Below are 13,193 nucleotides of genomic sequence, written 5' to 3' on the forward strand. Positions count from 1 at the left end.
CGAGGTCAGGGCAGGCGCGTCCCGGACGTGGCGGAGAACACGTGCAGTTCGTCGGGGCGGATCCGCAGGTGGAGCGTGTCGCCCATCGCCGGCGGCATGCGCGGGTCGACCCGGACGACGACGTTGGGCCGCGTGTCGTCGGCGTCGGTCTGGGCGAGCTTGCCGTAGACGAAGGCGTCCGAGCCGAGCTCCTCGACCAGGTCCACCTTGATCGGCAGGGCGCCGTCCTCGTTCGTCACGACCTCGAGGGCCTCGGGGCGGAAGCCCAGGGTCACCGTGTCGCCGTCGGCCGCGGCGATCGTCTCGCGGGTCAGCGGCACGCGCGCGCCACCTACCTCCGCGCCGTCCTGGGTCAGCTTCGCGGTGGCGAGGTTCATCGCGGGCGAGCCGATGAACCCGGCGACGAAAGCGTTTGCGGGCCGGTCGTACAGGGCGCGCGGGGTGTCGCACTGCTGCAGCAGGCCGTCCGACAGCACGGCGACGCGGTCACCCATCGTCATGGCCTCGACCTGGTCGTGCGTGACGTACACCGTCGTGACGCCGAGGCGGCGCTGCAGCGCGGCGATCTGCGTACGCGTCGACACGCGCAGCTTGGCGTCGAGGTTCGACAGCGGCTCGTCCATGAGGAAGACCTGCGGCTCGCGGACGATCGCGCGGCCCATCGCGACGCGCTGGCGCTGACCACCGGAGAGCGCCTTCGGCTTGCGGTCGAGGTAGTCCACGATGTCGAGCAGCTTCGCCGCCTCCAGGACCTTCTGCTTGATCTCGGACGCGGGGCGGCCGGCGATCTTCAGCGCGAAGCCCATGTTCTGCGCGACCGTCATGTGCGGGTACAGCGCGTAGTTCTGGAACACCATCGCGATGTCGCGCGAGCGCGGCGGCAGCTGGGTGACGTCGCGGTCGCCGATCCAGACGGCGCCGTCGTCGATGTCCTCGAGGCCGGCGAGCATGCGCAGGCTGGTCGACTTGCCGCAGCCGGACGGGCCGACCAGCACGAGGAACTCGCCGTCGGCGATCTCCAGGTCCAGCGCGTCGACCGCGGGACGCTCCGAACCCGGGTAGCGCCGGGTCGCCTTGTCGTAGGTGATGGAAGCCATCGGTCAGTCCTCTCCGAGATTCCGCCGGACCCCGTAAGCCGCTTCGCGGGCTTCGAGGTGGCGCTGCTGGATCCGGTGGCCCTCGGCGCGCTGCGCCTCGGTCGGCTCGTCCAGCTCGAGCCGAAGCTTCTGGTTCTCCTGCCAGGACGGGGGTTCCGCACTGGAAGCCAGTGCCCACGCCGCCTGCCGCGCCGCGCCGAGCGCGACGTACTCGGCGACTTCGGGCAGCTGCACGGGCACGCCGAACACCAGCGGCGCGACCGCGCAGACGGCCCGCGACTGCGCGCCCCCGCCGATCAGCAGCACGCGCTGGACGTCGAGGCCGTGCGCGCGCACCGCGTCGAGGCCGGCGGCGAGGCCGCAGAGCATGCCTTCGACTGCGCTGCGCGCCAGGTTCGCCGGCGTCATGTTCTCCCTGGTCAGACCGGCGAGGGAGCCGGTCGCGCCGGGCAGGTTCGGCGTGCGCTCGCCGTCCAGGTACGGCAGGAAGGTCAGGCCGCCCGCGCCGGGCTCGGCGGTCAGGGCCAGCCGGTCGAACTCGCTCAGCGTCGCCCCGAGCATCGCGGCCGTCGCGGTGAGGACGCGGGCGGCGTTGAGGGTGCAGGCGAGCGGGAGGAAGCGGCCTGTGGCGTCGGCGAACCCGGCGACCTCGCCGGACGCGTCGGCCGCGCCGGTCTCGGCGACGCCGAACACGGTGCCGCTGGTGCCGAGCGACACGACGACGTCACCAGGCCGCAGTTCGAGCCCGAGCGCGGCGGCCATGTTGTCGCCCGTGCCCGCCGAGACGAGCACGCCGTCCGGGGTGTGGCCGGCGGCGTCGGCCGGGCCGAGCACGGTCGGCAGCTCCGGCGTCCGGCCGCCGAAAGCGTGGCTCAGGACGTCGAGGCGGTAGGCGTTGTCGGACGGCGAGAAGTAGCCGGTGCCGGACGCGTCGCCGCGGTCGGTGACCGGGTCGCCGCCGGTGAGCTTCCAGGTCAGCCAGTCGTGCGGCAGCAGCACGCGCGCGACACGGTCGGCGAGCCGCGGCTCGTTCTCGGCCAGCCAGCGCAGCTTCGTCACGGTGAAGCTGGCGACCGGCACCGAGCCGACGGACTTCGCCCAGACCGACGGGCCGCCCAGCTCGTCGACGAGGTCGAGGGCAGCCTGGGCCGAGCGCGTGTCGTTCCAGAGCAGCGCCGGCCGGACCACGTCGTTGTTCTCATCCAGCGTGACCATGCCGTGCTGCTGGCCGCCGACGCCGATGGCCTTGACGTCGTCGAGCAGGCCCTTCGTCGCCTCGCCGAACGCCTCCCACCAGGCGTCGGGGTGCACCTCGGTGCCGTCGGGGTGCGGCGCGCGGCCGGTGCGGACGATCTCGCCGGTTTCGGCGTCGCACACGACGACCTTGGTCGACTGCGTGGACGAGTCGATGCCGGCGACCAGTTCAGCTGTCATAGGGCTGCCCCTCTGCGACGTGTTCGACGATCTCGATCGCGGTCCCCGCGTTCAGCGCGGCCTCGATCTCCTCGGTGGGCGTGGCCTGGCCCGTGATCAGCAGGTCGTAGTCGCCGACGTCGCCGTGCGCGTAGGTGGCGGTGCGGCCGAACTTCGAATGGTCGACGACGAGGACGTTGTGGTTCGCGATCCGCAGCGCGGCCTTCTTGAGCTCGGCGTAGTCGCGGTCGGGGTGGAAGAGCCGCCCGACGGCGACCGCGGTGACCGAGACGAACGAGACGTCGGCGCGGATCGAGTCGAGGAGGTTCAGCACCTCGGGCCCGGCGCACGAGTCGTACTCGTGGCTGTAGCGGCCGCCGGCGAGGACGACGTCGACCTGGGACCCGAGCAGGCGGGCGGCGTGCAGCGAGTTGGTGACGACGGTGAGGGCGTCGATCTCGGCCAGGCGCCTGACCAGCGGGAGGAGGGTCGTGGAGTCGTCGACGAAGACGGTCTGGCCCGGCTGGGCGTGCTTCGCGGCGGCTTCGCCGAGGGCTTCCTTCTCGCCGTGGTGGAGGGTGTCGCGGAAGCGGGCGGCGGTCTCGATCGTGAGGGCCGGGTAGGCCTCGACCTTGCCGCGGAGCTTGCGGAGGAGACGGCGTTCGGCCAGGTCGTCGAGGTCGCGGTGCATGGTCATCAGGCTGACCTTGAACCTCGACGTCAGGTCGTCGATGCGGGCTTCACCGTGCTCGATGACGTGGTCGAGGATGTCCTGCCGCCGCTGCTCGACGACAGCATCGGACGGCCGGGTCTTCCGGTCTCCGGATGCTGCTGTGCCGCCGCTCACACGGACTTCTTACCAGATTTATCCCGCGAAGTTAACAGAGAACTCGATAAGTCTTCTCAGGACGTTAGCGAGCGGATCGCGCGGATGGCCTCCGGGATGGCGTGGACCAGGCCGGATGCCGAGGTCGGGGCGTTCTGGGCCGCGATCGCTCCGGCCAGCGAGTGCACATCGGCCGCCGCGGCGGCGGCCAGCCAGGGGTCCGAACCGGCCGCCAGGAGGGCGCCCACCAGGCCCGACAGCACGTCACCCGAACCGGCCGTGGCCAGCCAGGCTCCTCGGGGACGGTTCACCGCGATCCGGCCGTCCGGGGCCGCGATCACCGTGCAGTGGCCCTTCAGCAGCACGACCGCGTTGTACTTCTTCGCCGCTTCGCGCGCCGCCGTCACCCGGTCCGGGCCCGGCTTGCGGCCCATCAACCGCTCGTACTCGCCCGCGTGGGGCGTCAGGACCAGCGGCGTGTCCGGGTCGCGCGCGTCGAGGACGTCCGGGGACTTCGCGATGATCGTCGTCGCGTCGGCGTCCGCGCAGACCGGGACGCCCTGGCCCAGGACGTACCGCAGCACATCCCGGCCGTCGGAGCCGGTGCCGATGCCCGGACCGACCACCCACGCCTGGACCCGGCCCGCGTCGGCCACCGTGCCGGTCGCGATGACCTCAGGCCACTGCGCGCGGACGATGTCCGCCGCGTGGCCCGCGTACCGCACGAGACCCGAGGTCGCCCGGACGGCCGAGCCCGCGGCCAGCACCGCCGCGCCCGGGTAGGTCGCCGAACCCGCCGCGATGCCCACCACGCCCTGGCTGTACTTGTCGTCTTCCGGGCCGGGCACCGGCCAGGCCGCCGCGACGTCCACGATGTCGAGGCGCCGCAGCTGCGGCTCCCCCAGTTCCGGCCGCAGCCCGATGTCGACCAGCACGACCTCGCCGCACCACGACGGCGCCAGCACGTGCACCGGCTTGAGGCCGCCGAACGTGACTGTGCGGGTCGCTCTGACGGCGGGCCCGTCGACCGCGCCGGTGTCCGGGTCGACGCCGCTGGGCAGGTCGACCGCCACGATCGGCGCCTCGACCAGGTCGACGAGCCGCGCGGCGTCCGGCCGCAGCGAGCCGCTGGCCGAGATGCCGACGATCCCGTCGACCACCACGTCGGCCCGGGCGATCCACTGTGGACCGTCCTCGGCGGACACCGCGCGGCCCCCGGCTCGCTTCAGCGCCTTGAGACCCGCGGGGTGCGCCTTCTCGGGCTTGAGCAGGATCGCCGTCACGGCCACCCCGCGGCGGCGCAGGAAGGCACCCGCCCACAGCGCGTCACCGCCGTTGTCGCCGGAGCCGACCAGGAGGACGACCCGGCGGCCGGACACGCCGCCGGTGTGGTCCTCGAGGAAGTCCGCGAGCTGCACCGAGAGCCCGAACGACGCCCGCCGCATCAGCTCGCCCTCGGGCGTGACGGCGAACAGCCGCCCCTCCGCTTCGCGAATCCGTTCCGTGGTCCAGATTCCCTGCACGGCGGCGACCCCCGGCTTACTCGACGGTGACGGACTTCGCCAGGTTACGCGGCTTGTCGACGTCGTACCCGCGGGCGCGGGCGATCTCCGCGGCCAGCACCTGCAGCGGCACGGTGGACACCAGCGGCTGCAGCAGCGTCGGCACCGCCGGGACCTCGATCAGCTCGTCGGCGAACGGCCGGACGGTCTCGTCGCCCTCTTCGGCGATGACGATCGTGCGGGCGCCGCGGGCCTGGATCTCGCTGATGTTCGACACGAGCTTCGAGTGCAGCACCGCGCGGCCCTTGGGCGACGGCATCACGACGACGACCGGCAGGCCTTCTTCGATCAGCGCGATCGGGCCGTGCTTGAGCTCGCCGGCGGCGAAGCCCTCGGCGTGCATGTACGCGAGTTCCTTGAGCTTCAGCGCGCCTTCGAGGGCGACCGGGAAGCCGACGTGGCGGCCGAGGAACAGGATCGCCTTCGAGTCGGCGATCCGGCGGCCGAGGTCCCGCACCTGCTCCACAGTGGACAGTACCTTTTGGACGGCCGCGGGCATGGCCTCCAGCTCGGCGTACTCGCGCGCGACCTCGTCCGGGTACTTCGTGCCGCGAGCCTGAGCAAGCGCCAGGCCGACCAGGTAGTTGGCCGCGATCTGGGCGAGGAACGCCTTGGTCGAGGCGACGCCGATCTCGGGCCCGGCGTGGGTGTAGAGGACGGCGTCGGACTCGCGTGGGATCTGGGCGCCGTTGGTGTTGCAGACGGCGAGGACGCGTGCCTTCTGCTCGCGCGCGTGCCGGACGGCTTCGAGCGTGTCCGCCGTCTCGCCGGACTGCGACACCGCGACGACCAGCGTGTCGCGGTCGAGGACCGGGTCGCGGTAGCGGAACTCCGACGCCAGCTCGACCTCGACCGGCAGCCGCGTCCAGTGCTCGATGGCGTACTTGGCGACCAGGCCGGAGTGGTAGGCCGAGCCGCAGGCGACGACGAAGACCTTGTCGACGTCGCGGAGGTCCTGGTCGGAGATGCGCTGCTCGTCGAGGATGATCCGGCCGGACTCGAAGTGCCCGCGCAGCGTGTTGGCCAGCGCCTCGGGCTGCTCCTCGATCTCCTTGAGCATGAAGTACTCGTGGCCGCCCTTTTCGGCGGCGGAGAGGTCCCAGTCGACGGTGAACGGCTTCGCCTGGGCGGCGTCGCCGTGGAAGTCCAGGACTTCGTAGCCCTCGCGGGTGATGACGACGAGCTGGTCCTGGCCGAGTTCGACGGCTTCGCGGGTGTGCTCGATGAACGCGGCGACGTCCGAGGCGACGAAGTGCTCGCCCTCGCCGACCCCGACGACCAGCGGCGACGACCGGCGCGCGGCCACGATCGTGTCGGGGTGGTCGGCGTGCGTCACGACCAGGGTGAACGCGCCTTCGAGGCGGCGGCAGACGGCGGCGACGCTGGCCGTGAGGTCGCCCTTGGTGTCGCCTTCGGTGTACGCGCGGGCCACCAGGTGGGCGGCGGTCTCGGTGTCGGTGTCGCTGGCCATCTCCACGCCGTCGGCTTCCAGCTCGGCGCGGAGGGCGGCGAAGTTTTCGATGATGCCGTTGTGCACGACGGCGACGCGCTGCGAGGCGTCCCGGTGCGGGTGCGAGTTGCGGTCGACGGGCGCGCCGTGGGTGGCCCAGCGGGTGTGCCCCATGCCGGCGGTGCCGCCGAAGTGGCCCCGGCCGACCTCGTCGAGCCGGGCTTCGAGGTTGGCCAGCCGGCCCGCCTTGCGCTCGACGGTCAGCGCGCCGGCACCGTCGAGGACCGCGACACCGGCCGAGTCGTAACCGCGGTACTCCATGCGCCGGAGCCCACCGAGGACGACGTCCAGAGCCGGGCGGTGCCCGACATATCCCACGATTCCACACACGCGCACCAGCCTAACGAGGGATATTCAGCGGGCCGACGGGGTCCGCAAACGCCCCTTGACCTGCATAGACGCGCACCGCCGTGGTCCGGACCAATGCGGGGTCACCCACACGAGTGCCGCGCGCCGAGCGCCCCAATGTGGCGTTGGTTGCGTTGGACGCACCCAATGTGGCGTTCGGTGCGTTGGACGCACCCAACGCCACATTGGGGCGTTTGAGACCTGCGGCGGGGCGGCGGCGAGCCACGGCAGGACGGGCACAGTAGGGTTCCCGCCATGGCCAGCAAGCCCAAGCAGCTGCTCGCGGAGTTGACGCACCCGGGTCCCCACGAGGTCCTGCGGGGCAACCTCGCCCTGGTCGGGCTGCCCGGTGTGGTGTTCACGCCGCGCGCCGGCCTCGGCCTGCCCGCCGTCGCCTTCGGGCACGGCTGGCTGCAGCCGCCCGATCGCTACCGGCAGCTGCTGCACCACCTGGCCAGCTGGGGCATCGTCGCCGCGGCGCCGGCGACGCAGCGCGGGCCGCTGCCTTCACACCGGCTGCTCGCCGCCGACCTGCTGACCACCCTCGACGTCGTCACGACGGTCCGGCTCGGCCCGGACGGCATCAGCGTCGACCCCGCCAAGCTCGGCCTCGCCGGGCATTCCTCCGGCGGCGGCTCCGCGGTCCTCGCCGCCGCGCAGGACGCGCGGTCCGAGAAACCGCGGATCAAGGCCGTCGCCACCATCACCGCCGCGCAGACGCTGCCGCCTGCCTCTGAGGCCGCGAAGGACATCACGGTCCCCGGCCTGCACCTCGCCGCGGAGGGCGACCTGGTCGCCCCGGCCGTCGCGCACGCCGAAGCGATCGCCGGCGCCTGGGGCGGCGACGACGTCCAGCTGCGTTTCCTCGGCAAGGCGTCCCACCTGGGCGTCACCGAGGGCAGGCACTGGTCCCAGGTGATCATGCACGGCAAGCCGCACCGCGGGACCCAGAAACTCACCCGCGCGCTGTTCACGGCGTTCTTCCTGACGCACCTGACCGGCACCGACAAGTACCGGCCCCTCCTCGACGCGGACGTCAAGCACGCGCCCATCGAGCGCGAAGAAGAGCCCGCCCACTGACGCTGCCGTCAGTCGACCAGCCAGGAGTTGTTCGAGAAGTCGTCGTCGTCGAAGGATTCAGTGCGGGCGTGCCGGGGACGGCGAGCCGGTGCGGGCTGCGCGGGCGGCGGCTCCGGCGTGGGCACCGGTGCGGCGTGCGCCGCGGGCGCCGGGTCCGGCACACCGGGCACGGACGGCGCGATCGGCGGCGGAGGCGGCGCGACGGCCTCGTGCCGCTGTTCCGGCCGCGAATAACGCGCGAACTCGTCGTCCGGGGCCACCGCTTCCTCGTCTTCGGGACCGAACGACATCGTGTGGTCGCGGTCGGCCAGCGCCTTCTCGGTCAGCCAGCCGCCGGACTGCTGGTGCCGCTTGTTCAGCTCCTGCATGCGCTCGATGTAGCGCGCGTGCACCGCCGCGTCGCGCTTCATCGTCTCCAGCGCCGCGGCCTTGCCCTCTTCGACGTGCCGCTCGCGCAGCCCGCGCTGTTCCTGCTGTTCCCGGGTGGCCGTGGCCAGCGCGTTCATCGCGGCCGCCAACCTGTCCGCAGCGCTCATCGGTGCCTACCCCCTCATCGCTCGTAGCTGATCGAACGGTCGCCGTCGTCGTCCAGCGACCCGCTGATCCGCCCGCCGGACCCGCTGGTCTCGAAGACCGCGCCTTCGACGCGGTACTGGCTCGGGCCGCGCTGCTGGTCGCCCCCACCGCCGCCGCCGGGCGACCCGCCCATCATGCCGCCCATCATGCCCATGCCGGGCATCGAGCCGGACGACGAGGCGCCGCCCATGGGCGCCGACGCCATCGCGTGGTCCATCCCGGTGGGTGCCACGCCGAGCCCGACGTCGGCCGAAGCCACCGGCGTGGTGGCCCCGGTGGTGGCGCCCGCTTCGAGCGCGGTGCCGTCACCGGTGATCGCGTTCCCGAACCCGGCCGTGGTGGTCGCGTCGGCTGTGGCGCCGACACCGACGTCGGCACCGCCTCCGGCCGATCCGCCACCGCCGACCGCGCCGCCGCCGTCGCCACCCGCGCTCGCGTCGACGGTCACGGCGCCGGCGTCCACGCCACCGGGGGCGCTGAACCCACCGGCCACGGCGGGGGTCGTCGGGACCGGCTGGCCGTCGGCGGACGCCGGCAGCGTGGTGACCTTCTCCGGCTTGCCGTCCGGGCCGGTCGCCTTGTCGCCGCCCTTGTCGCCGCCGGCGCCCTTGTCCTGGCCGTCGGCCTTGTCGGCCCCGTCGGCCTTGGCGTCGCCGCTCTTCTCGTCGTCCAGGGTGTAGGTGGTCGGCTCGCCCTTGCCGTCGTCGACCGTCACCACGGTGGGCCCGTCCGGGCCGTCCGGCTGCTCGGCGGTGATCTTGAGGTTGCCGTCCTGGATGTGGATCTTGCCGTCCGGGCCCGGGTGGTACGCGCCGTCCGGCCCCGGCTTGCCGTCCTTCGTGCCCTGCGGGCCGAAGTCGCCGGTCTTGCCGTCCTTGCCGTCGGCCCCGGCGGCGCCGTCCTTCGCCTCGCCGTCCTTCGGAGTGTCGAAGTCGAGCTTGTAGTCCTTCGGATGCCCCTTGCCGTCGTCGACCTTGACGTCCATCTTGCCGTCCTGGTCGGGCTCGGTCATCGAGATCTTGTTGTCGCCCTTCTGGACCGTGACGCTGTCGTGGTCGACGTCCTTGATCGTCTCGCCGGTCTTGGGGTCGATCGGGTAGGGCTGCCCGGTGTCCGGGTTGACCTCCAGCGGCTTGCCGGTGACGGGGTTCGTGCCGTCGCCGGGCTTGTGCTCCGGCTCGGCCGTCGGCGGCGGGGACGCCGACGGCGTCGTCGCGCCGCCGCCACCGGTCCCGCTGCCGCCGCCCGTGCCGCTCCCGCCGCCGGTGCCCGTCCCGGTTCCGGTGCCCGTGCCGGTACCGGTCCCGGTGCCGTTTCCGTTGCCCTCACTGGGCTTCGGCGCGGAAGCCGGGTCGGGGAACGGGTTCGTGTAGTCCGCCATGAACCGCGTCAGCGTGTGGAAGTGCTGGTTGATCGTGTCGGTGGTGTTCTTGCACAGCGCCTTGAAAGCGTCGTAACGCTTTCCGAAATCGGCCGCGAAGCTGCCCTTGAGCCACTGCTTCGCCGCGCCGATCGCGTATTCCTTGTTGTCGTCGTTCAGGTCCTTGCTGTCGTCGCGCAGCCGCTGCTCGAGGTTGTTGCCCGGGCACACCGAGTCCAGCCAGTGCGCGATGTCGAGCAGCTTGTCCTTCGAGTCGACCTTGCCGTTCGCGACCTCGACGACCTGCTTCGCGATGTACAGCGGCGCGGTGGCGACCTTGTCCGAACGCAGCTTCAGCACCTCGTCGACCTTCGTCTTCAACGAGGTGTAGATGTGCGTCATGGTCTCGGGCACGAGCTTCCCGACACCCTCCATCTGCGTCAGCAGCTCCTGCGCGTCAGGCTGGATGCGCTGCTCGTACTTGACCTTGGCCGCCTTGGCGCCGTCGCCCTTCCAGTCGTGGAACAGCGTGTTCAGCGAGTTCGTGGCGTCGGTGCGGGTCTGGTCGACGACCCCGTGCGACTTGGTCATGTCCTCGACCTCGTCGAGGAACTTCTGGAAGTCGATCTCCCGGTTCTCGTGGAACTTGTCCCAGACGTCCTTCTTGGAGTCGATGGCGCCCGGGCAGTCCGGCATCTTGTTCCAGACCTCGCCCGACCACTGCGAGAAGAAGTCGAGCGCGGGGTTGCCGAGGTCGAGCACCTCGTCGGACTTCGTGACGCCGACGCCGCCGACCCCGGGCGGCGTCTGGGCCTGCAGGTCCTGCTCCGCCTTCTTGGCGGCGTCGTTCTGCGCCTTGTCGGCCTGCGCGTTGGAGTCGTGCTCGGCCTTGGCCTTGGCGTAGGCCTGTTCCGGGTTCCCGAACAACATCGCGGTGAGGAGGGAGTCCTTCGTGCCCGCGGTGACGTACGGGTCGTCGAGCATGGCCTGGATCTCGGCCTTGGTGGGCTGTGCCATCAGTTCGCCCCCGCCTTCTTCGCGGTCGCCGCCTGCTGCTCGTCGGAGGTCGTGTACTTGGTCGCGGCCGTGCCGACGCCGCCGCCGAGCTGGGTCAGCTGGCCCGCGTACCCCTTCATCGCCGCGCCGATGCTGTCGATCCCGGTCTTGTAGTCGTTGAAGTACTGGCCGTGGACGCGGCCGAAGGACTGCTGGGCCAGCGGAGTGGGCGCCACCTTCGCCGCCTGGGTGGTGGTTTTCTCCGCGGCGCGTTCGAGCGCGGTCTGCGCCGTGAGCATCGCATCTGAACTCGCCTGGTAGCCGCCGTCCGGCATGACCAGCGCCCCCTCCTCGTAGGTGAAACCCTTCGCCCCGCAATATCCCGACTACGACGCACGCCGACGGCCTGCGGTGCCATCGCATATGCACACAGAATGTACCGAGCGGCTGTCCGGGCCGCCCGGGCCTTCACCCGGTCCGCTGCCCCAGGAGGACCACCGGCCGGTCGCCTTCGATCGTTTCCGCGAGCACCTCGGCGGCATTCCGGATGTCGACGAGCCGGTCGAGTTCGTCGAGGTCGATTTCGAGGCCGAATTCGACCTCGACCTCCACGAGCAGCCGGACCCGCTGCCGTGAGTCGACACCCATTTCGGCGAACGGGGTGTCCGTGCCGATCGTCGCGGGCTCGACGTCGAACACCCGGCACACGAGGGCGGTGATCCGGTCGAAGTAATCCGCGGCGGGCATGCACCGATTGTGACTCATGCCCGCACTCAGCGGGGCCGTTTGGCCCAAAAGCGGGTCCTGGCCGCCGACCGGGACACCTTCCCGCTCGACGTCCGCGGCAACGAGCCGGGCTTGACCAGCAGGAACGCGTGCACCCGGAGGTCGTGACCGGTGACGACGGCCCCCTTCGCCGCCCGCGCCACCTCGTCTTCGGACACTGCCGCGCCCGCGGCGCCGCGGGCGCGTTCGGCCACGACCACCAGCTTCTCCCCCGCCGGGTCGTCCACACCGAACGCGGCGATCCGGTCCGGCCCCAGCACCGGGTGGGCGGCGGCGACGGTCTCCTCGATGTCCTGGGGGTAGTGGTTGCGGCCGTCCACGATGATCAGGTCGCGGATCCGCCCGGTGACGTAGAGCCGCTCGCCGTCCCAGCGGCCCAGGTCGCCGGTGCGCAGCCAGCCGTCCTCGCCGTCGAGCCGTCGGCCGAACACCGCGGCGGTCAGCTCGGGACGTCGCCAGTAGCCGTCGGCGACGTTGGGCCCGTGCACCCAGATTTCGCCGGTCTCGCCGTCCGGTACGGCGATGCCGCGCCCGGGATCGACGATGCGCAACCGCTGACCGCGGGGCCGTCCGGCGGAGACCAGCTCGCGGCCGTCCACCTCCGTCACGAACGGACCTTTCGCGTCGCCGCCGGCGACGAAAACGGTCCCTTCGGCCAGCCCGTACGACGGCCGGTACGCCCCGCGCGGAAACCCATAGGGCTCGTACGCGTCGAGGAAGGCTTCGATGGTCTTCGCGCGCACGGGTTCGCTGCCGTTGAGCGCGACGTGCACCCCGGACAGGTCGAACTCGCGGCGCCGCGCCTCGGGCACGGCCTCCACCAGCAGGTCGTAGGCGAAGTTCGGCGCCGCGGTGAGCGTCTTCGGGTACGCCGACATCATGGTCAGCCAGCGGGCCGGGCGGCGGACGAACTCCAGCGGCGCCAGGAACACCGACCGGCCGCCGCTGTGCACCGGCCCGCAGACCAGCTGGATCAGCCCCATGTCGTGGAAGAACGGGATCCAGCCGACGCAGGTGACCGCGGAATCGACGGCGAAGGCGGCGCACACCTGCCAGCAGGCGGCGGCGAGCGCGCGGTGGCTGATCACGACACCTGCCGGGGACCGGGTGGTGCCGGAGGTGTACTGCAGGTAGGCCGGGTCCGCGGGACGAACCGGGGCCGGCGGGAACTCGCCGGCTTCGGCCAAAGTGTCCACCGCGACGACGGCGCGCGGCTGCGGCACGCCGGCCAGCTCGCGAACCTTCTCCAGCAGCGGCTCGGAGGTCAGCCAAACGGCGGCGTCGCAGTCGTTCAGCGCGCCGACGAGCCGCTCTCGCTGCGCTCGCAGGTCCGGCGCCGACAGCGGGACGGCCACGGCACCGGCGTAGAGCGCGCCGAAGAACGCCACGACGTACGAGAGGTCCTGCCGCGCGATGATCGCGACGCGCTCGCCGGGTTCCACCAGTTCGCGCAGCGCCGCGGCGACCGCGCGGACCCGCACCAGCAGCTCGGCCCAGGTCAGGGTGCGCTCGGCGAGTTCGGCGCCGCCGGAGCAGTCGAGCTGGGTGTAGGCCGGGCGGCCGTCGGCGGCGCGGCCGGCCAGGCGGTGCGTCAGCGGGGTCGCCAGTACGTCTTCGGGAACCTCGTCCGGCACCACGG

11 protein-coding genes are annotated in these 13,193 nt (G+C 72.0%); 1 reads left to right on the forward strand and 10 read right to left on the reverse strand.

Going from position 1 to position 13,193, the window contains the following annotated elements; translation table 11 throughout:
- Nucleotides 1–5: 5 nt before the first annotated feature.
- The 5 genes from CF165_RS19525 to glmS are packed head-to-tail and all read right to left on the reverse strand — an operon-like array spanning nt 6 to nt 6,738.
- The gene (locus tag CF165_RS19525; RefSeq protein WP_093948958.1) at nt 6–1,097 is read right to left on the reverse strand and encodes an ABC transporter ATP-binding protein; all 1,092 of its coding nucleotides are present in this window, start codon (nt 1,095–1,097) and stop codon (nt 6–8) included.
- A gap of 3 nt (nt 1,098–1,100) precedes the next feature.
- On the reverse strand, nt 1,101–2,531 hold the full coding sequence (gene xylB / locus CF165_RS19530; protein ID WP_093948959.1) for a xylulokinase: 1,431 nt from the start codon (nt 2,529–2,531) through the stop codon (nt 1,101–1,103).
- Nucleotides 2,521–3,357 (reverse strand): DeoR/GlpR family DNA-binding transcription regulator, encoded by an 837-nt coding sequence (locus tag CF165_RS19535; RefSeq protein WP_093948960.1) that lies wholly within the window; start codon nt 3,355–3,357, stop codon nt 2,521–2,523. Before CF165_RS19535 ends, xylB begins: the two co-directional genes overlap by 11 nt.
- A 56-nt stretch (nt 3,358–3,413) precedes the next feature.
- Nucleotides 3,414–4,859: an NAD(P)H-hydrate dehydratase gene (locus tag CF165_RS19540; protein WP_093948961.1), complete on the reverse strand. Its 1,446-nt coding sequence runs from the start codon at nt 4,857–4,859 to the stop codon at nt 3,414–3,416.
- Between the two features lie 16 nt (nt 4,860–4,875).
- Nucleotides 4,876–6,738 carry a glutamine--fructose-6-phosphate transaminase (isomerizing) gene (gene glmS / locus CF165_RS19545; RefSeq protein ID WP_093949019.1) on the reverse strand — a complete coding sequence of 621 codons (1,863 nt, stop codon included), beginning with the start codon at nt 6,736–6,738 and terminating at the stop codon, nt 4,876–4,878.
- 273 nt (nt 6,739–7,011) lie between these two features.
- Here glmS and CF165_RS19550 point away from each other — a divergent pair, with 273 nt between their 5' ends.
- A complete protein-coding gene (locus tag CF165_RS19550) occupies nt 7,012–7,836 on the forward strand; it encodes a dienelactone hydrolase family protein (protein WP_093948962.1) in 825 nt (274 codons plus the stop codon).
- An 8-nt stretch (nt 7,837–7,844) separates the two neighbouring features.
- On the opposite strand, the gene CF165_RS19555 is transcribed toward CF165_RS19550, so the two are convergent.
- The 5 genes from CF165_RS19555 to CF165_RS19575 all read right to left on the reverse strand — a co-directional run bounded on the left by CF165_RS19555 (nt 7,845) and on the right by CF165_RS19575 (nt 13,191).
- The gene (locus CF165_RS19555) at nt 7,845–8,372 is read right to left on the reverse strand and encodes a hypothetical protein (RefSeq protein ID WP_093948963.1); all 528 of its coding nucleotides are present in this window, start codon (nt 8,370–8,372) and stop codon (nt 7,845–7,847) included.
- Between the two features lie 14 nt (nt 8,373–8,386).
- Nucleotides 8,387–10,789, reverse strand: a complete 2,403-nt coding sequence (locus tag CF165_RS51245; RefSeq protein WP_093948964.1) for a collagen-like domain-containing protein — start codon at nt 10,787–10,789, stop codon at nt 8,387–8,389.
- Nucleotides 10,789–11,103 carry a hypothetical protein gene (locus CF165_RS19565; RefSeq protein WP_093948965.1) on the reverse strand — a complete coding sequence of 105 codons (315 nt, stop codon included), beginning with the start codon at nt 11,101–11,103 and terminating at the stop codon, nt 10,789–10,791. Before CF165_RS19565 ends, CF165_RS51245 begins: the two co-directional genes overlap by 1 nt.
- A 133-nt stretch (nt 11,104–11,236) precedes the next feature.
- Nucleotides 11,237–11,515, reverse strand: coding sequence for an acyl carrier protein (locus CF165_RS19570; protein ID WP_093948966.1), 279 nt, complete (start codon nt 11,513–11,515; stop codon nt 11,237–11,239).
- Nucleotides 11,516–11,541: 26 nt separating this feature from the next.
- Entirely contained in the window at nt 11,542–13,191 is a 1,650-nt protein-coding gene (locus CF165_RS19575) for a fatty acyl-AMP ligase (RefSeq protein ID WP_093948967.1), read from the reverse strand.
- Between the last annotated feature and the right edge of the window lie 2 nt (nt 13,192–13,193).

The sequence above is a fragment of the Amycolatopsis vastitatis genome (assembly GCF_002234595.1).
Classification (GTDB): domain Bacteria; phylum Actinomycetota; class Actinomycetes; order Mycobacteriales; family Pseudonocardiaceae; genus Amycolatopsis; species Amycolatopsis vastitatis.